19 protein-coding genes are annotated in these 18,654 nt (G+C 65.5%); 4 read left to right on the forward strand and 15 right to left on the reverse strand.

The window, feature by feature from the left end:
* Nucleotides 1-124 precede the first annotated feature (124 nt).
* Genes NM2_RS52870 through NM2_RS01650 form a run of 3 tightly spaced genes read right to left on the reverse strand, consistent with a single transcriptional unit; the run spans nucleotide 125 to nucleotide 1,045 of the window.
* Entirely contained in the window at nucleotides 125-454 is a 330-nt protein-coding gene (locus tag NM2_RS52870; RefSeq protein ID WP_369690291.1) for a hypothetical protein, read from the reverse strand.
* Nucleotides 411-644, reverse strand: coding sequence for a hypothetical protein (locus NM2_RS01645; protein WP_067662812.1), 234 nt, complete (start codon nucleotides 642-644; stop codon nucleotides 411-413). Before NM2_RS01645 ends, NM2_RS52870 begins: the two co-directional genes overlap by 44 nt.
* A gap of 14 nt (nucleotides 645-658) precedes the next feature.
* Nucleotides 659-1,045: a beta-ketoacyl-[acyl-carrier-protein] synthase family protein gene (locus NM2_RS01650; RefSeq protein WP_157120831.1), complete on the reverse strand. Its 387-nt coding sequence runs from the start codon at nucleotides 1,043-1,045 to the stop codon at nucleotides 659-661.
* Nucleotides 1,046-1,129: 84 nt separating this feature from the next.
* Here NM2_RS01650 and NM2_RS01655 point away from each other — a divergent pair, with 84 nt between their 5' ends.
* Nucleotides 1,130-2,137 carry an alpha/beta hydrolase gene (locus tag NM2_RS01655; protein WP_067662818.1) on the forward strand — a complete coding sequence of 336 codons (1,008 nt, stop codon included), beginning with the start codon at nucleotides 1,130-1,132 and terminating at the stop codon, nucleotides 2,135-2,137.
* A gap of 192 nt (nucleotides 2,138-2,329) precedes the next feature.
* Here NM2_RS01655 and NM2_RS01660 read toward each other — a convergent pair whose 3' ends face one another.
* The 9 genes from NM2_RS01660 to NM2_RS01695 form a co-directional block, all read right to left on the reverse strand.
* Entirely contained in the window at nucleotides 2,330-3,244 is a 915-nt protein-coding gene (locus NM2_RS01660; protein ID WP_245717784.1) for an NAD-dependent epimerase/dehydratase family protein, read from the reverse strand.
* A gap of 252 nt (nucleotides 3,245-3,496) precedes the next feature.
* Nucleotides 3,497-4,129, reverse strand: a complete 633-nt coding sequence (locus NM2_RS01665) for a hotdog fold domain-containing protein (RefSeq protein WP_245717785.1) — start codon at nucleotides 4,127-4,129, stop codon at nucleotides 3,497-3,499.
* Nucleotides 4,130-4,193: 64 nt separating this feature from the next.
* Nucleotides 4,194-4,547, reverse strand: coding sequence for a hypothetical protein (locus NM2_RS51270; RefSeq protein ID WP_245717786.1), 354 nt, complete (start codon nucleotides 4,545-4,547; stop codon nucleotides 4,194-4,196).
* Between the two features lie 5 nt (nucleotides 4,548-4,552).
* On the reverse strand, nucleotides 4,553-5,266 hold the full coding sequence (locus tag NM2_RS01670; protein WP_245717787.1) for a DUF7064 domain-containing protein: 714 nt from the start codon (nucleotides 5,264-5,266) through the stop codon (nucleotides 4,553-4,555).
* 214 nt (nucleotides 5,267-5,480) lie between these two features.
* Nucleotides 5,481-6,257: an SRPBCC family protein gene (locus NM2_RS01675; RefSeq protein WP_218025823.1), complete on the reverse strand. Its 777-nt coding sequence runs from the start codon at nucleotides 6,255-6,257 to the stop codon at nucleotides 5,481-5,483.
* 222 nt (nucleotides 6,258-6,479) lie between these two features.
* Nucleotides 6,480-6,875 carry a hypothetical protein gene (locus NM2_RS01680; protein ID WP_067662822.1) on the reverse strand — a complete coding sequence of 132 codons (396 nt, stop codon included), beginning with the start codon at nucleotides 6,873-6,875 and terminating at the stop codon, nucleotides 6,480-6,482.
* 647 nt (nucleotides 6,876-7,522) lie between these two features.
* Complete coding sequence (locus tag NM2_RS01685; RefSeq protein ID WP_169816085.1) at nucleotides 7,523-9,055, reverse strand: AMP-binding protein; 1,533 nt, start codon at nucleotides 9,053-9,055, stop codon at nucleotides 7,523-7,525.
* Between the two features lie 85 nt (nucleotides 9,056-9,140).
* The gene (locus NM2_RS01690; RefSeq protein ID WP_245717788.1) at nucleotides 9,141-11,609 is read right to left on the reverse strand and encodes a CaiB/BaiF CoA transferase family protein; all 2,469 of its coding nucleotides are present in this window, start codon (nucleotides 11,607-11,609) and stop codon (nucleotides 9,141-9,143) included.
* Nucleotides 11,610-11,679: 70 nt separating this feature from the next.
* The gene (locus NM2_RS01695) at nucleotides 11,680-13,143 is read right to left on the reverse strand and encodes an aldehyde dehydrogenase family protein (protein ID WP_067662827.1); all 1,464 of its coding nucleotides are present in this window, start codon (nucleotides 13,141-13,143) and stop codon (nucleotides 11,680-11,682) included.
* Nucleotides 13,144-13,362: 219 nt separating this feature from the next.
* On the opposite strand from NM2_RS01695, the gene NM2_RS01700 reads away from it, so the two are divergent.
* Both NM2_RS01700 and NM2_RS01705 read left to right on the forward strand, forming a co-directional pair.
* On the forward strand, nucleotides 13,363-13,977 hold the full coding sequence (locus tag NM2_RS01700; RefSeq protein ID WP_067662829.1) for a TetR/AcrR family transcriptional regulator: 615 nt from the start codon (nucleotides 13,363-13,365) through the stop codon (nucleotides 13,975-13,977).
* Nucleotides 13,978-14,086: 109 nt separating this feature from the next.
* Entirely contained in the window at nucleotides 14,087-14,917 is an 831-nt protein-coding gene (locus tag NM2_RS01705) for a mycofactocin-coupled SDR family oxidoreductase (RefSeq protein WP_067662833.1), read from the forward strand.
* A gap of 22 nt (nucleotides 14,918-14,939) precedes the next feature.
* Here the strand turns inward: NM2_RS01705 and NM2_RS47095 are convergent, their stop codons facing one another.
* Together NM2_RS47095 and NM2_RS01715 are read right to left on the reverse strand one after the other, a co-directional pair.
* Nucleotides 14,940-15,827, reverse strand: a complete 888-nt coding sequence (locus NM2_RS47095) for an FAS1-like dehydratase domain-containing protein (RefSeq protein WP_084530371.1) — start codon at nucleotides 15,825-15,827, stop codon at nucleotides 14,940-14,942.
* Nucleotides 15,828-15,881: 54 nt separating this feature from the next.
* Nucleotides 15,882-16,730, reverse strand: a complete 849-nt coding sequence (locus NM2_RS01715; protein WP_067662836.1) for an SDR family NAD(P)-dependent oxidoreductase — start codon at nucleotides 16,728-16,730, stop codon at nucleotides 15,882-15,884.
* Nucleotides 16,731-16,922: 192 nt separating this feature from the next.
* On the opposite strand from NM2_RS01715, the gene NM2_RS01720 reads away from it, so the two are divergent.
* The gene (locus NM2_RS01720) at nucleotides 16,923-17,909 is read left to right on the forward strand and encodes an NADPH:quinone oxidoreductase family protein (RefSeq protein ID WP_067662839.1); all 987 of its coding nucleotides are present in this window, start codon (nucleotides 16,923-16,925) and stop codon (nucleotides 17,907-17,909) included.
* Nucleotides 17,910-18,008: 99 nt separating this feature from the next.
* On the opposite strand, the gene NM2_RS01725 is transcribed toward NM2_RS01720, so the two are convergent.
* Nucleotides 18,009-18,458 (reverse strand): nuclear transport factor 2 family protein, encoded by a 450-nt coding sequence (locus NM2_RS01725; RefSeq protein WP_067662842.1) that lies wholly within the window; start codon nucleotides 18,456-18,458, stop codon nucleotides 18,009-18,011.
* Nucleotides 18,459-18,654: the final 196 nt, after the last annotated feature.

Below are 18,654 nucleotides of genomic sequence, written 5' to 3' on the forward strand. Positions count from 1 at the left end.
CGCCTTCTCGCCAGGCGCGGCGCCCACACGACACAGATTGCCAGATGGCATCGACGCGGATGATCGACCGGCACCCGGTCGCAGGCTGGGGCCTGAACAGGCCGATGCCTCCTCCCCCTGGCCGTCAACTCGGTGACGAGTTCGGCGATCGCGCGCATCCCGGTCGGCGCCTGCGGTGCCCCCAAATCAGGCTGCAGCCATAGGAATTCATCTCGGCCGGATCGACACCGGTTTCGCGTGCGAAGACTATGTCGTTGACCGCTGTGGTGATGGCGTCGACCTGGTGGACGGTGAGGCCCGCAGCGTCCAGGGCTCGCCGTGCCGCGGGTACTGGTGCCTCCGGCATGTGAGTGGGAGCAACGCGCGCAAAGCCTGTGGAGAGGATTCGCACGATCGGCCCATCGCAGAGTTCACGCGCTCGTGCCTGCCGTGGTGACCAGCGCGTCGGCGGCACCGTCGGCAGGATGGGTCTGTGATGCGCCGGTGTGCACGCCCTCGGTCACTGCGGGCGACAAGCCCGAGATGGCGGCTCGATCGACCGGGCGCACACCGGCGTCCTCGACGATACTGACGGATCTGCGGCCGACGGTCATTTCGATAGGGACCATATAGTTCTGCTGGAATGCCCGCTCGTCGGCCAGCACCCGTTGATATTGCTCTAGCGCAGAGCCGCGATGCCGTCGACTTCCTCACGACTGATCCTTCGCTCGCGCGCGACCGTTTCCGCGGCGGCGAGCATCAAGGTGCCGACCCATGGATCACGTGCGAAGTTCGATTGGACGAAGTCTTCCACCTGGGGAGAGCCTCCGGCTGCCGACGGCTGCGGATAGACCACGGTGGGCCCGTTGCTGGTGCGGTCGGTGGTGATCACCAGGTCGGTTCCGCTCCCGGTGGTGACCGATGCGGCCGCGGCACGCAGGGCAGCCACCGCGGTGGCGCACGCCTGGCTGACCATCGGGCCGGTCACGTTGAGGATGCCGATGCGCGCCGCGCGGATCCCAAGGGGTGAGCCGCCTTTGGCGAGCCCGAAAGCCCGGGGTTTCAAACCGCTCCAGCGAGATAGCTCACCAAGTATTATTTGTCTCCCGCGTTTAGATCACCACCGAGCGCGTCAAGGAGACAAACCGACATGTCCGGAACCGCCGCCCATCTCACCGCACCGATCACGTTCGACGTCACCGATGCCGTCGGATCGGGGGCATCGCTCGCCCAGACCGCCCGCCTCTTCCTGCCCGAGCACCCCGAGCGCACATCCGCCGTGCTGGTCTGCCTCGCCGGCGGCACCTATGACTGGCATTATTGGCACCTCGAGGTGCCCGGCAGGCGGGGATACAGTTTCGCCGAACACCTCGCCGGGCGCGGGTTCGCCGTCCTGGCCCTGGATCATCTGGGCGTCGGAGAAAGCAGTGACCCGACAGACGCGGGGCCTGTCGGTCTGTCACTTCTCGCCCGTGGGGACGCCGCCGTCGCACACCAGGTCAAGCAACGAGTGGCCGCCGGCACGCTCAGCGCAGGCCTGCCCCCACTCGATATCCCGCTGATCGGCGTCGGCCACTCCATGGGGGCCTGCCTCACCACGATCGTGCAGGCGCAGCAGCGCCCCTACGCCGCGCTCGTCCTGCTCGGCTATGGCGTCGATATCACCAACGTCTACGACGAATCCAATGACGCCGCCGCCCTCGAAGACCGCATCGCCGAGAGTGAGCGCATCTTCCGTGAGCTCAACGGCGTTGTGCCCCAAGCCAACTCATGCATCGTCCCGCGCGCACACCTGCGCGCGATCTTCCACGCCCCCGACGTCCCCGACGACGTCATCGCGGCCGACGATGCCGTCGAGTCCGTGGTCCCGGTCCGCGCCGCATCCGAAGTCACCACACCCGGCTACGTCGCCAAGTTCGCCAAGGCGATCGATGTGCCGGTGTTCATCGGACTCGGGGCGGTGCTCGATATGTCACCGGACCCGCATGCCGAGCCAGCCAACTACCGTCTCTCCCCTGATGTGACCCTGCATCTCGTCGAGGGATCCGCACACTGCCACAATTTCGCGGGCAACCGCACTATTCTGTGGGACCGCATCGCGGCATGGATCCCTCAGTCGTCACCCTCGCCCCGCAGACCACCACGAACCGAGGAGTAGACAGCCCGACGAGTGGTCGTCACCTGCGGCAGCGGGAAACTCGGCCGGGTACCCGTCGCCGACCGCCGCAGGTGGGATCGGCCCGACCGCAACAAACGCTGTCGGCCTCATCGCCACCGAACAAGCCATGCGGACGGCCGATCTCCGTTGTGTCGCCGAGGAATATCCGCAGGCTCCGCGGACCTGCCGGGCCTACGACCGATAGGCAGGATGAGCGACGTCCTCCATGATGTCGAGCCGGTCCGGATGCGGCGCCCAACCCAGTTCGGACCGCGAACGTGGAGCGCGCGACCGACTGCACACACTGAGCGCCACCAGTGCGGTGAACTTGTCCCAGATGGTGATCGCTTCGGCGAAGTCGACACTGCGGGACTGCACTCCTCGGCTACGTGCCACCGCTTCGGCGAGGGTGCGGAAGTTCGTCTCACCGGATACGGCGTGATAGAGCGCACCCGGTGTCCCTTTCTCGACCGCGAGCGCATACAGCTCGGCAACGTCGTCGACGTGGACACCCGAGTACAGGTTGAGACCGCGCCCCACGTAGCAGACGGTTCCGGTCTTCTCCGCCGACGCATGGAAGGCCGACAGCATCGGACAACCACCGTGGCCCCAGATCATCGCGGGCCGAATCACCATGGCGCGCAGGCCCGTAGCGGATGCGGCGCGCACCAGATCCTCGGTGTCCTTGCGTCGGCCGATGTACTTCGACGGCACGAAGTCGTCGTCTTCGGCAAACGTGTCCTCGCTCCATTCGCCGTCGGTGCGCTGTGACAACACCCCGGTCCCCGATGTGAACACGAAGGCCTTACCGGTTCCGGCGAGGCGATCGATCATGGCCGACACCGTCGTCCGCTCGGCCTCCATCATCAGCTGCGCAGCGAAGACAACAGTGTCCGCGGCGTCGAGCAGAGGCAGTACCGCCTCGATGTCGCCGAGGTCACCGAGCACGGGTTCGGCACCGACAGCACGCAGTTGGTCGGCAGCGTCCTCGCGGCGCACCAGGCCGGTCACCTGATGGCCGGCCGCCACAAAGCGTCGGACAATCGCCGATCCCAGATATCCTCCAGCACCGAAGACCAGCACGTTCGCAGTACCTTCCGGGGTCACTGGATCACCTTTCATCCGCCGAATGCCGTTGTGCGCATTCGGCCTTGCGAATCTTGCCGACCGGTTGCCGCGAAATGCCTCGCGATGTCGTCCGATTCGAGAGCCACATCGGGACAGGGACGCACAGTCCCGCCGGGCGAGATCCCGGCCTCGTGGATCATTCGCGTCACCGGCGGGGTTCGGACAATTGCCCGTCCTCAGTGTCTATACCAAGTTAGCGATGTAGGCAAGCCTCGGCGGCGGGGCACAGCGCTAGGGCTGGCCCGGCTCGAGCGTGACAAACAGGCCCTGCGCGTCGGCAAGGAGATCTTCGCCCTCGTTGAGCGTGCCGACCAGGAACAACTTGCGCCCCTCGATCCGGTCGACCTTGCCGGTGAACGTCAACGGCCGCTCGATCGGGGTGATCTTGCGAAAGTTCACGTGCAGGTAGGCCGTACGACATCGAGGCCTGCCCCCTCCCGCGAGACGGCCGAGCACCTCGTCGAAGAACAGCGGGATGGCGCCGCCATGGGCCGCACCGTTGCCACCGAGGTAGAACCGGCCGAACTCGACCGACCCGGTCACCTCCTCCATGGACTGCGACTTGTAACGCAAGACCGGGGACATGGCCTGCGACCTGCCCGGATACCTGGTCTGCCGGCCAGCGATCTGAGCAGACTCGTCGACCGCGAACTCGTCGAGCGCTCCGGCAGCGGTATCGAGGATCCCGGAGATCTCGTCCGCCACCGCCGCTGTCGGCCGCGCCGCGGATACGATGTTCTGAAAGTTTCTCAGCGACTCCGTCATTCGCTCGTACGCGGCAGCAAGCGCCGGACTCGGCCGATCGGGACCGCCCCAGGGATTGATGTCGCCGACACCGGATTCGTCGATCTTGTCTGCGCTCATGTCAGCCGACTGTATTCGAGGCATAGTCGGCCATTGACTTCCGCCACATCGCGCCACCCACGGCTCAGTGGCGTCCGGTGTCACGCAGAGCGGAGATCAGTGCCGCCCAGCGGTCGGGCTTCCACACGTCCTGATCTTCACCCCAGCCGATCTTGCCGTCGAACTCCCGGCGCATCAGCGCGTTCGAACCCGTGCCGTTCTCGCACATGTGACTGACGGTGAAGCCCTCGGCCTGCATCGCACGCCCGGTCACATCGACGAGTTCGACCTGCATGTGCGCGCTCCACCCCGTCCTCGGATCGCGGTAATTGCGCATGACGGACTTGGTCTTGTCGAGACGCTGGAACTCACCATCGCGGAGCAGCCATCCGACGTTCAGCGGCGACCACCCCTCGGCGTTGCCGTCCTGCGGCCGCACGAAGCTCAGGAAACCGGTCCGGTCGTCGGTGTGCCCGAAGATGTACTGGACCCGCCCCCGTCCGCGCTGCCGCTCCACTTGACGCCAGGTCGGACCGCCGGGCTCGCGCACCTGATACGCCCCGGCGACATACTCTTCTTGCGGCTCGAATCATGATGCCCGCCACGAGGACCCCAGGTCCGGTCACGCACCGAATGGCAGTCGATCGCGATCTTCTCGCCGTCGAGAACGAGTTCCCCGGTGATGTGCCCGAGCTGATCGAAGTGCGGGCTGTACAGCGCCGGCGGCTCGCCGGGAATGAACCGCTGCGGGGCGTGCACGCTGCGGTGCTCGAACTCGATCGAGAAGTTGCCTTCCGGATCGGCGTAGCCGACGTGGTAGTCCATCGTCGGTGTCAACGTCTCGACGCTGAACCCACCTGCGGGAAACACGATGTCGCGGAGGTCGGCATTGCCGGCCATGGGTAGCGGGCCCGAGTTCTTGTAGTACGCCAATCGGCCGGGATCGGCACCTCGCGGATCCCACACGAAGACGCGCCAGATCACCGTCCCCTGGTTCGGCAGGTAGGCCACATGTAGCCAGGAGCCGATCCCCCGTTCGGGGACATTGAGCGACCACCAGGTCGTCTCGGTCTCGTACGGGTCGTCACTGAGCCGGTGATAGGTGTCGTCCTCGGGCAGGAACGGGACGTTTTGATCGGTGACGGTCATCGACGTCATGGGACTACTCCTGTTCCGGTCCGCGGCGATCAACGGGGCCGCACCGCGAATCCGCTCAAAATCGTTATTTAACTCCAACTAGGTGATACAAGTGAACCTTGTCATAGGTACACACTCCGATGCCATCCGCCGCGCCCGGCTCAGCCTTCCGAAACCACGGGTGGGACGTCGAGATCGATCCCGGCGGGTTCCACCCCACCTGCACCACGTTCGATTACGGGGCGAGATATTCATCGATGGTCTTGTGGCTGTTGACGATCATCGCTTCGTACTTGTCGGACATGATCAGATCCGAAAGCCCCTGGGTGTGGATTCCGCGTTGTTGGCGTTCGATGTTGAGGAAGTCCTCTTTGAAGATCTGCGGCCACTCCTCGACCGGAATTGGCCCCTCGAGTTCCGGGCGATCGACGTCGGCCTCCTCGGCGGTGGGGATCTGTACCGCCCACACCTCGAACAGACACGATTCGGGATCGTCGCCGTTGGGCCGCACGCGGTAGATGATGGAATTCCCGTAGGCTGGCAGTACGGTGATGTTGGGGAAGATGTGCCCGTATCCACTGGTCTCGGTGGTCGGTGGCGGCAGCGGGATGCCGGCGCCCTGCGCGTATTCGTACAGCGCTTGGAAGAACACCATCAGGAACCCGTTCTCGTCGATGTCCTTTTCGAGCAAACCTTGCTGGATGAACACCTCCCGGTCGGTGGTGTAGGCATCGGTTCCGACGTACGAGGCGTTGTTGAACTGAATGAAGTAGTCCGCCAACGACATTCTCGCGACCGGAGTGCCTCCGGCGCTACTCAGCAGCGCGTGCCCGTGGCCGTTGCCGAAACATTCGAAGTCGCCGCCGAGCGCATCGACGTCGTAGTCCTCGTCCGCGGCGCCCATGCTCAGCGAAGGGTGCGCCTGCATCACGTGGTAGGCCTCCATGAACGCTTCCTGCGCCATCTTCCAGTTGCCCGGCAACACCAGGTGCCGCCACCAGCGCACCTTCATCGGTGAAGTCCCCCACCCGAGGAATCTCTTCCAGGCGGCATGCCATCTGCCAGATCCGGGGCCACAGTTTGTTCTTCTGCAGCTCGGGGAACTCCGGGGAGAAGTACCGCTCGACAGGGACCCGCGTCGGGTCGGTGATCGCATGACCCGATCAGGCGTGAGCCTCGGAGGTCAGCAGGTGAAATCCCGAGTCCAGCAACGTATTCGCGCACGAACGCGCGGTTACTTCCCGACTACCGGCAGTCCGGAAGCGAGTATCCCTTCGACGGCGCGAACCGCGCGACGATGCCGTTCGGGAATCGACGTCGCGGACAGGTACGTCAACCCTGACGAAATCGACAAGATGACATCGACGAGAGACTGCGAATCGACGTCGGGAGCAAGCTCACCGGCGGCGATTGCATTGCTGATCAGCTGGGTGTACAGCTCTTCCTCCGCATCGCGACGGTTCGTACGCAGCGCGGACAGGTCGGGATGTCGACTGGTCTCGAACGAGATCGCCTCGAATCTCGTCACCGACGGGTAGTCCGCGACGCATGCGAGCGCCTCTTCGAGGATGGCGGTGAGGCGGCCGACCAACGTCGTCGCACGCCCCGCCGCGTCCTGCAGACGCCCCACTATTTCGTCCTGCGAAATGGACCGGCGGCCTGTGGCGGGCCGGTGTACGGATGGCAACGGTCGTATGTCGCGGTCGCTTCAGACGCTCATGATCGCGCGGGAAGGTGTACTGGCACCGGAGTTTTCGTCGATCGAGGCGTGGCTCGGCAGGCCGGGGAACTCGTGGGAGTATTATCAGATGCTGGCGCGGCGGGGCGCGGTGTATCGGCCGGATCAGGATGTGTCCGAATGGGTCCCGGCTCAATCTGACGGCCCATCGCCGACAGGCACAAACCGTACACGCTCGGTTCGTTGGGTCCGGCCGAGTGCCGGAATCGCTGTCGGGATTCCCGTCGACGACCGGAGGTAATGAGCGACTGGTGAGCGCCGTGCACGATGTGGCGCTGTCCGGTCGGTCCGTCGCACACGCTACGAGCAGAGCGAGGGCCTGAGTCCACAACAAGCGCAACGCGATCTGCGTGATCAGGTGCGTCGCCGGATACTCGGGCCGGTCGGGCGAACCCGCGAGCGCTTCCAGGTGGCCAGCGAGGCGTTTCCGGAGGACGCCGCTCGAATCGTCCGCACGTCGGTCACTTTGGTTGATCCATACGAGTCGGAATAGGCCTATGGCCCGAGCGGTTGCCAAGCCCGCGACGAGAGCGCTCGCATCAGTGTCGTCGCAGCGGCGGGCTCCACGTGCCGCTCAGGTCGATGGTGTCGAGTAGCCCGGTCTTGAGGATCTTGTTGGTGGGTGTGCGAGGTAGCGTGTCGGTCAGGGTCAAATACTTCGGCAGCGCATGTTTGGGCAGGCGGCTGGTCATCCAGTCATAGAGTGCCGGTTCGTCCAGAATGCTGTTCTCGATGACCTCTGCCGCGATCAGGATCTCCTGTCCTGCAACGGTATCGGGCACACCGATGACCGCGCATGCGACCAGTTGCGGATGCTCGTCGATGACGGCCTCGACGGCGGTGGTCGAGATGTTCTCGCCCAGCCGACGAATGGTGTCGCCGGCTCGGTGGCGGAATTCGAAATTGCCGTCAGGGTGACGGATGACGATATCGCCCGTGTGGTACCAGCCGCCGGCCAGCGCCCGGGCAGTCGCGTCCGGCTGGTTGAGATAGCCGACCATGATCATGCGCCGGTCGTCGGGCCGGATCCAGAGCTCGCCGGGAACACCGTCGGCGACCGGCCGGCCGTTCTCGTCGACGACCTGGGCCCGATAGCCGTCGCGCACGCGACCACACCACGTGTGTTCGAGATCGGGTGGATCACTCAGCACCAGAGGGAAACCCACTTCCGTGGAGCCGTACAGGTCGTAGCACCGCACACCGAATCGCTGGGCGAATTCGGCGGCGAGAGCGACGTTGTGGCCGGCGAAAACGGCCTCGAGCGGGTTGTCCGCATCGTCCGCGCGCGGCGGTAGCGCGAGCAGCAGCGCGGACAGGAGAGTCCCTGTGGTGCAACCGAACTCGCGTACGTCGTCCAGGGTGGCCTTCGCCGAGAACCGCTCCCGGAAGACGACCTGGCCCCCGGTGGCGCACATCGCCACCAGCGGACTACGTCCGGTGACATGGAACATCGGATGGCAGTTGTAGGCTATATCGTTCGGCCCCAAGGGAATTCGGTCGGCCATGGTGGCGAACTGGGCCCAGTCGAGCATCACCCCCTTGGCCGGTCCCGTACTGCCGGAGGTGTAGATCACGCAGGCGATGTCGGCCGGTGCGGCCGGCGAATCGAATTCGATGGTGGCCGCGGCAAAGTTCCGCCATTCACCACGCTCGACAGCACGAACTGTCAAGGCCGGTCGGGTATTTCGGACGTCGTCGACGAATTCCGGCCGGGCCACGCACAATACCGGCGCGGCGTCGTCGAGGACATGTTCGAGGAAGGTCCCCTTCAGCTCCGGGTTGACCGGAACCTCCACCGCACCCAGGCAACCGAGGGCGATCCAGATCATCGCCGCATCGATCGACGGCGGCAGCAGCGTCGCTACCCGCACGCCCGGCACCACCCCGAGGGTGCGTAGATACTCCGCCCAGCCGCGCACCCCCTCCCACGTCGCACCGTAGGTGGCGTGGGCTCCGGTCACCTCGTGGAGGAACGGCCGGTCCGGCTCCGCGAGAGCGCGAGAACGCAGGTGAACCGGCAACACCGATGCCGGATCGGTCACCTTGGATACGAACATCGATGCGGCAGACAATCCGGGTTCTCTTTCTTCTCATGCTTCAGGAGCGATCCGGCGTCCGGATGCACGAAAGGGCAGACGCCGGCATCGGCTCACCAATTCAATTGTCGCAGGCGATGACTCCGAGCTCGAGCAGCTCGGCGATACGCTCCTGGCCCACACCGATCTCGCCCAGCACCGCGCGGGTGTGCTGCCCGATGGTGCAGCCCGCATCGGCCTTGGTGCGCGAACGCGAGAAGCGGGTCAGCGGGGCCAGCCGACGGTGCTCGTCGAAGATCGGGCTCACGGCCTCCACGCTGTACCCGGCCTCGAAGAACGGATCGGACTGTAGCGCCGACTCGGAGTTGCGTTCGAGGATCGCCACACAACCCACGTCGAGAGCCGCGAGTTCGTCCTCCCACTGCTGTTTCCCCTTGCCCGCGAACACATCCGCGAGTACCCGTGCAAGGGCGGTGTCGTTGTCGCCGCGCCCCTGCGGGGTCGAGAACCGCGCGTCGGAGGCCAGATCGACATACGGTGACAACGCCTTCACCAGCGTCTCCCATTCATGCGGCAGCGGTGCGGCCAGGAATACCCAGCCGTCGGCGGCCTGGTACATCCGGTAGAGCGCGCCGAGTCCGTAGAACTGCGCATCCGCGACGGCGATCTCCGGCCGGCCCTCGTAGCTGGTGTTGTAGGAGATCAGAGCCTGGTGCACGGTGCCCAACATGGTGGTGACCATGTTGGCGAGTTCGACTCCGTTGCGCTTGGCGTACAAGCCCACCAATATCGCCGAGGCCACGCCCAATGCGGCGATGCCGTCGGACTGAACGGCCGGCACCGCACCGGCAGCGTGCAGGGTCCGAGCTCCGGCACGCAACGCGTCCGCGTCGCTCGGTGTGTTCGTGGCGTCGCGACCGTCCACGGCCGACAGGCCGGTTGCCGCGCCCACCGAGGGTGCATAGGCCGGGCGGGCCGCGTACGGGCCCTCGACGCCGTATCCCGGGGTGCTCAGATACACGATATCCGGATTGATCGCCTTCAGTGTGGCCTCGTCGATCTGCGCACGTTCGGCGGCCGCGCCCCGGAAGCATTGCAGCACAACGTCACTGCGCTTGACCAGCTCGTGGACGAGTTCGAGTCCGGCGGGACTGGTGAGGTTGATCGCCACACTTTCCTTGCCCTGCAATACCTTTGCACCACCGGCCTCGGGGAAGGCCACCAGGTTGCGGATATTGTCGCCGTCGACCGGTTCGATCTTGATCACCCTGGCCCCGAGGTCGCCGAGCACCGTCGCGCCGTACGGGCCGGCGAACATGGTGCCGAATTCGAGGACCGTCACCCCGCGCAGCGGCAACTCGTCCGGTGCGGGAGTCCCTGCTGCCGGTGCGGCCGCGGCCGCGGCGATGGTGGCCCGCACCTCGTCGTCGTGCTGACCCGGCAGCGGCGCCGGGCGCAGCGGCGTCAGCGGTTTTCCGTCGGCATGGATCAGGGTCGATGGTTGCCGCACGGGGCCGATCCCGGGGTTGTCGACCGTGGCGACTCGGCCCTCCGCGACGACCTGCGGGTGGTCCAATGCCCCGTCGGGGGTGCGGAAGGCCTCGGCACTGATGTCGTCGTTGGTCTCGAAGACCTGCTGCCATTCCTCGAATGTGCGGGCGCCTACCCGATCAAGCATCATCTGCCAGAATTCCGTCCGGAGTTCGGCGGTCGGCAGCATCGGGAAGCCGGTCCACTTGGGGTCGGCCAATTCCCTCACCAGATCGAGTTCGGTCAGCCATGCCTGCATCAACCGTGGCGCGGTCTGCGCGAACTGCAGCCAACGACCATCCTTGGTCGCCGCGATCAGCAGGGCGTAGATCAGATACGCCTGTGGGCGCCCGGCGTCGTCGTAGGCCACGTCCATCGGGCTGAACGCGTCCGGGTAGCGCTCCAGGACCATCTCGTAGAACCAGTTGTAGGGATCCATCGCTGCCATACCGGTCACCAGATTGGACTCCACGGCCTGCCCGCGCCCACTGGACATGCGCTCGAGCAGCGCGGCGAGGATGCCGTGCACCGCGGCCTGCGACGCTCCGAACGAGGCGTAGGGCGCGGTGACGAAGGCCGGGCCGGGCCGAGTGGTCAATTGCCGTTTCTCGAACATGACCCCGGTCTTGGCCATGACGAGGCCTTCCCAGCCCTTGTAGTCCTTCCACGGACCGGTACTCCCCCAGCCGGTGATCGATGCCCAGATCAGCCGTGGATACTTCTCGCCCAGCGCCGCCGGGGTGAGCCCGATCCGGGTCGCCGAGGTCGGCCGCATCGTCGTGATCAGCACATCCGCGGTGCTCAGCAGCGCGCGCAGTGTCGCGAGGCCGTCCTCGGCGTGCAGGTCCAGGGTGATGCTGCGCTTGCCCCGCAACAGGCCGGGCCAGCCCGGAAGATCGCGCAGATCGCTACCGCCGGGCGGCTCGACCATGATGACGTCCGCACCGCAGTCGGCCAGAAACTGACTCGCCTGCGCGCCGGGCAGCGTGGTCGAGAGATCGACGACCACCAGGTCCGCGAGGGGACCCGAGCTCTTCGCCTGGTCCGGTCCTGTCGTCACGGTGAATCCTTTCGTAACAAAACTGGTCGGCACCGCAGTGCCACGCCTTGCCCGTGGGCGCGGCGAAAGATCAAGCGATGGCGATGTTCTTGAGCCGCAGGAACTCCTCGATTCCCTGGCGGCCGCCTTCCTTGCCGAGACCGCTGAGGCCGATGCCACCGAACGCGCGATTGACACCGAGGTTCATAGCGCCGTTGATGAGCACCTCGCCGGTGACCAGTTCCTCCGCCACGCGGTGCGCGCGGCGCAGATCGTTGGTCTGGATGTAGCCGGACAGGCCGTACTCGCTGCTGTTGGCGATCTCGATCGCCTCCTGCTCGGTCGCGAACGGGGTGATGGCCAGCACCGGACCGAACACCTCTTTCTGCGCGAGTTCGGATTGCGGGTCGACATCGGCGAATACGGTCGGCTCGAGGAAGAAACCGTCGGCCAGCGCCCCTTCGACCCGGTGACCGCCGGTGACCAGACGGGCGCCGTCGGCCTGGGCGCGCTCGATCATGCCCAGGATCCGATGCAGAGCCGTCTCGTTGACCACGGGCCCGGACACGGTCCCCTCGGCCAGCGGATCCCCGACGGTGATGAATTCGGCGAATGCCTTGACTCGGCCGATCATCTCCTCATAGATGTTGTCCTGCACCAACATTCGAGTGGGAAGCGCGCAGCCCTGGCCGCTGAGCGCGCCGATGGACATCATCGTGCCGTGCGAGCAGGCCTGGTCGAGGTCAGCGTCCGCGAACACGATATTGGCCGATTTGCCGCCGAGTTCGAGTACCGATGGCTTCATCGCCTCGGCGCAACTGTGCAGGATCTTCCGGGCGGTGTCCGGGCCGCCGGTGAAGGTCACCTTCTTGACCAGGGGATGCTCGACGAGCGCCGCACCGGCCTCGGGCGCACCGGGCAGTACGTTCACCACACCGGCCGGGATGCCGGCCTGTTCGACGAGGTCCGCGAACAACTCGGCGGTGAACGGAGTCAGCTCCGACGGCTTGACCACCACCGTATTTCCCGCCGCGAGCGCGGCCGGGATCTTCATCGCCAGTGAGATCAGCGGGCCATTCCAGGTGATGATCACACCGATCACGCCGTAAGGCTGGCCGAGTGAGTAGGAGAACTCTCCGTCCGGGCCGAAAGAACCGGTCACCTCCGAGGTGAGTTTGTCGGCCCAGCCCGCGTAGTACCGCGTCCACTCGATCGACGTCGCAACCAGGCCGGCCGCGACCGGAATGGGCGTGCCGTTGTCGAGTGCGCCCAGGCGGGCGAACTCTTCGGCGTTGGCCTCGATCAGATCGGCGAGCCTGGTCAGCATCTGCCGCCGCTCGGCCGGCCGGGTGCGCCGCCAGGTGGCGAAGGCGTCGTGTGCAGTGCGGGCCGCCCGGTCGACCTCGGCCGGACCTGCCAACGGGATCCGCGCGTCCACCGTGCCATCGACGGGATTGACATGCTCATGCACCCCGCCTGATCCCGTCTCGACCCGCTCGCTGCCGATGCGGAGGTGCACGGTGGGCCTGGTCGTGTCGATTGCCTGACTGGTCATGGATTCGTCACTCGCTTCGCTGCGATCAGATGGTGGCGAGACGGGTTGATACAACAACGCCATCTTAGTTATCTATGTTGTGCAGCTCACACTGTATTACGGACTCTAAGTGTCTGCAAGTAGCAAAATTGTGGACACCGCCCGACCGCGTCGGCAGCCCCCTGTGATTGGTTGATCCGAAACGAACGCGCGGACAGTCACCCCGAGGAGTGAGACCACATGAGCCGGCAAACCACACCGCTCGGACGCCCGCGCGACCCCGAGCTCGACGAGAAACTGATGACCGCGGCACTTCTCGAATACGCTCGACTCGGCTGGGGCGCATTCACGATGCAAGGCGTCGCCCGACGCGCCGGCGTCGGGAAATCCGCGCTGTATCTGCGTTGGGCGAACAAGGAACAACTACTGCTCGACAGCGTCGAATCGGTGGCACTGACCCTGCGCGTCAACGTCGACACCGGCTCACTGACCGGCGATTTGACGGCACTGGCTACCGCGTTACTCGAACACTTTCTCGATCCGATCGGCTGGGCAACACTGCGGATCACCATCGACGTCACGGCCGATTTCATCGACCTCCAGCCATTCCAGCAACGCATCGTGAAATCGCTGCGCACGGCAGCGACGGGGGCATTCTCCCGGGCCGTTGCACGCGGCGAGATGAGCCCGAACACCGCACACGAACCGCTGATCGAGTCCCTGTTCGGCGCGGTGCTGATGCATACGCTGTCCCGCACACAACAGGAGCGCGATCACGCCCGCGCATATCCCAGCGAGCACATAGGCCCACTCGTCGAGGTGATCGTGCGCTCGGCTCGACCGATGAAGAAGTGATTGCACATAGCTAACCTGGTGCGTTAACTTCGTCACGTATGCCCCGCATGCACTCACCCGCACACGGGCCCTCCCGCGGCACCCGTGTCGATTCGACGGAGGACCAACCATGACCGGTCTCGAAGGTAAAGTCGCACTCATCAGCGGTGCCGCACGAGGACAGGGCCGCTCCCACGCGGTGCGCCTGGCGGGCGAGGGAGCCGACATCATCGCCCTCGACATCTGCGCGGACATCGCCACGATGGACTACCCCAATGCCTCATCCGCAGACCTGAAGGAAACCGTTGCGCAGGTCGAGGCGCTCGGCCGCCGGATCGTCGCGTTCGAGACCGACGTTCGCGATGCCGCCGCTACCCGCAAGGCCGTGGACCAGGGCCACGAGGCATTCGGGCGGATCGATATCGTGCTGTCCAATGCGGGCATCGTCCGGCTCAGCGACGGGCCCGACGATTACGCGCAGATCTGGCAGGACGTGGTGTCGACCAATCTGAGCGGAGGCTTCCATGTCGTGAATGCCGCTGTGCCACATATCATTTCCGGCGGCCGAGGCGGTTCGATCGTGTTCACCGGGTCGACGGCAGGCGTGCGCCCGACCGCGAGCCTGAATCCCGCCGCACTGGCCTACACCGCCTCCAAATGGGGTCTGGTCGGCATCTGCAAGCAGTACGCCGCCTCGCTGGCCGAGCACTCGATCCGAGTCAACATCGTGCACCCGACCGGCGTCGCGTCGGGCATGACGATGAACGAAGCGATGGCCCGGCTCGCCCAGGAGGCAGCCGCGGGCGGCGACAACTCCATCTCGCAGATGCAGAATGCGATGCCGATCGCGATCCTGCAGCCGGGCGACATCTCCGACGCCATCGCATTCCTGGTTTCCGATCAGGCGAAATGGATCACCGGCGTCTCTCTGCCGGTGGACGCCGGCTTCTCCATCCGCTGACCGAGGCTCGGCGGGAGCGGGGTCACCGCGTCGCGAACTCGGCGGTGCCGTCGACGACGACTGCCCCGCTGCCGTCGGTCAAGCTCATCCGAACCTCGGCTCTCGCTTCGCCGTGCGAATCGAATTCCCGGAGTACTTCCGCAGTGGCAGTGAGAGTTTCCCCGCGGTACACGACCTTGCGAAAACGCGTTCGGAAGCGCCGCACGGTGTCGACCCCGAACGCCTCCGTGCAGTAGGTTCCGAGATATCCGGCGCCGAGCATGCCGACACTGAATGCCGCCGGGTACCCGGCCGACCGCGCCAGCTCGTCATCGTGGTGCATGGGGTTCATATCGCCGCTCGCACCCTGATACCGCACGATGTCCGTCATCGTGACCGGGCCGAATCGCCTGGGCGCGAACCGCGCACCGACTGTATGCGGTCCGAGTGGTGTCTCCACACGAGCAGCGATCGGTGCACTCTCCCGCTGCGCCGTCGACTCAGGTCCGCGACCTCCGGGAACGCTGAGATACGCTGAGGTGTATAGGCATTCAGCTCGCAACTCGTGCGTTCGATCGCGGAATGCCACTACGAAACGCGCCAAGGTCAGCGGTCCGCTCCTGGCCTGTTTCACCTCGAGCCCGATGAAACGGACGGAAGTCTCCAGAACGTCCCCCGCTCGCGGGACAAGACCGTGGAAGATGTACTCCTGCTCCAGTGACAGCAGATTCCGTACGTCCCGCTCCAACTTCAGATCGTTCCAGGCGCGCCTCGCTTCGGGTGTCTCGTACACGGCGAGCAGATCCTCCCAGAACACCACGGTGGCAAGGAAAGTCGGCGGTATCGGCGCTCTGTCGTCCTCGAGGTACTCGCTGCGCGCATTGCCGGTGGCCAGTGCGTACTCTCGAATCTTTCCGCGTTCTATGGGCATCGTCGACAAGTCGTGGTTCTCCTTCGTGGCGGTTCGTCATCGGCGCGGGCGACGTCAGCTGATGGCGAACTCGCCCAGATTCCAACCGCCGCCGACGTTGCGGCTCCATCCACTTGCGGCCCAGGTTCCACCGTCCACGGGAAGAGCCGCGCCGGTGATGTACCCGGCCAGCGGTGAGCACAGGAATGCCGCTGCCGACCCGCACTCCTCGATGACGCCTTCACGCCCGAGGGGGATGTATCGGTCGAGTGCCGCTTGTTCTCCCGTGTCGCGCCGCGCAAACGCCGCTTCATCGATCGGCCCGCTGCGCTGACCGTGATTGCCTGGCGTGATGGTCTGATCCGGATTGATCGCATTGACGCGGATGCCGTGTTCGGCGAGTTCCAGCGCCATCGTCCGCGTAAAGCTGAGCACACCGGCCTTGCAGGCGGCGTAGACCGCGAACATCGGTGCCGCCCGGGTGCCCTCGATACTGCTGACGTTCACGATCGATCCCCCCTGGCCGCCGCGCACCATCAGCGGGACGGCCGCCGAGGTCCCGGCGAGCATGCTGACCAAGTTGATGTCGATGTGGCGCCGCCAGCTCCGTTCGCTCTGCTCGACGAACCTTCCACCCCGGACGCCGCCCGCGTTGTTCACGAGAATGTCGAGTCGGCCGAAATTTTCGTCTGCCCGCGCGACAGCGGCGCGGACGTCGTCGGTGTTCATCACGTCGGTCCGGACGACGATCGCGGTGCGGCCGAGTGCGTCGATGATCTCGGAAGTCTGCTTTCCTCGATCCGGATCGATTTCCGCGAGAACAAGATCCGCCCCGGCGCGAGCCAGTGCGACAGCGATTCCACGCCCGATACCACCTCCCGCGCCGGTGACCACTGCTACCTGACCGGACAGGTCGATCTGCATCGCACACACGTGTAGTCACATCCTCACGAAGACGAGCCGACAGGCTAGAGATAGATCACTATGTCATATAAGACTACTTAGTACAGCCGAATGTGGCCGAGCATCGGAGATGTGACCGTACCTGAGCGACCAGCAGTCAAGAACGCTATTCTGAAAACCGCGTTCTGAAGTTTACCGATGAGGAGACGACCAATGCGTGCGGTTCGATGTGAGGCATACGGCGGGCCCGAAACCCTCAACGTCAGAGACATCCCCGTTCCGGTGGCGGGTCCCCGGCAGGTAGTCGTCCGAGTGGAGGCCGCAGCCGTCAATTACCCCGATGTGCTCGTCGCCGCCGACCACTATCAGGTGAGCGTTCCGACGCCTTTCACCGTGGGAAGCGAGTTCGCGGGCACCGTGCTGTCCGTCGGCCCCGGAGTGCGGGCCGTCGCACCCGGAGACCCGGTGGCGGGCGTGTCGTTCACCGGCGCCTTCGCGGAGAAGATCGCGGTACCCGAATCCGCCCTGTCGCCAATTCCGCACGGATTGAGCATGATCCAGGCCGCGGCATTCGGCGTCACGTATCGAACGGCGTATCACTCGCTCGTCACCATCGGCGAGATGCGGCCCGGTGACTCGGTGGTCGTACTGGGTGCCGCAGGCGGAGTGGGGACCGCGTGTGTCGACATCGCGACACGACTCGGGGGCCGAGTGATCGCGGCGGCGGCGTCCGAGGCGCGAATCGAATTGTGCCGCCGACTCGGCGCGGTCGCGGGTATCGCCTACGAGCATGAGGACCTGAAGGAACGCATCAAGGTGATCACCGGCGGGCGCGGCGCCGACGTGATCATCGATCCTGTCGGTGGCGCATACGCCGAACAGTCGATCCGCGCGATCGCCTGGGGCGGACGCTACGTGTGCGTCGGCTTCGCGAACGGCGAGATTCCGCGCATACCGATGAATCTCGTTCTCCTGAAAGGGGCGATCCTGCGTGGCTTCGAGATCAGGACACTCGCCGAACACCGGCCCGACGCCGTGGCCGAGGGCAAGAAGGCGATCGCACGCCTGATCTCCGAGGGCATGCGACCGCACGTGTCCGAGGTGTGGCCCCTCGAGGATGCGCCCCGCGCACTCGCACTGATGCAGGACCGCGCGGCCCACGGGAAGATCGTCCTGGACCCCACGATGCGACCACGGTGAGGGGGTGCCGACTCAGTGCACATACGCCGGGCCAAACGCCACAGTAGGTAACGGCCGCCGCTCGAGACCGATTCGGTGCCACTTCGACCGTCGGCCGAGTCACGGCCGCGCCGGTTGACGGGCGGCGAACCAGCCGCCCGGAACTGCCGCGTCGACGGCGACCAACCGGTGTGCGAACAGCCACTTCTCCCCTGCCTCGACCAGGATGTCGCGGTAGCGGCCCCAGTGGTCGGGGCCGTAGGCGGTCAGTACCACGAAGTACGAGGATGTTTCGATCCGGCCGGGAGCGATCGAGTCGAACCGAAGATTGGTCACGAAGTGCCGAATGATCCGCGGTGCGGTCGATTCGGAACCCCGATCCGGCGCCGCCGAGAGCATCTCGATGATCGCGGCACGGCCGACTGCCGGTGGGCGGCCCTTGACCTCGAGTATTCCGTCCTCGGCGAAGCATCCAGCCAGCTCCGCGAGCCGCATCCGGTCCCCGCTGTGCGCGTACGCGGCGACAAGGTCACGCACTTTCTCGCGAGCGATCAGTTCGGCGTGATCCATTCCGTCCTCCTGGTTCGGCGATGCGCTCACCCATCGGGCAGAAGTGGGCCTTCAGTACAGACCGCCGTCCACCCGGATCAGTGATGCCGTGGTGTAACTCGATGCCGGGCTGGCAAAATACAGTGCAGTGGTGACAATCTCGGACGGTCACCGGGACGGCCCGCCGCGCTGCAACTGGTCCGCCGCCCCTCCTCTG

The sequence above is a fragment of the Nocardia miyunensis NBRC 108239 genome, assembly GCF_001613065.1.
GTDB classification, from domain to species: domain Bacteria; phylum Actinomycetota; class Actinomycetes; order Mycobacteriales; family Mycobacteriaceae; genus Nocardia; species Nocardia miyunensis.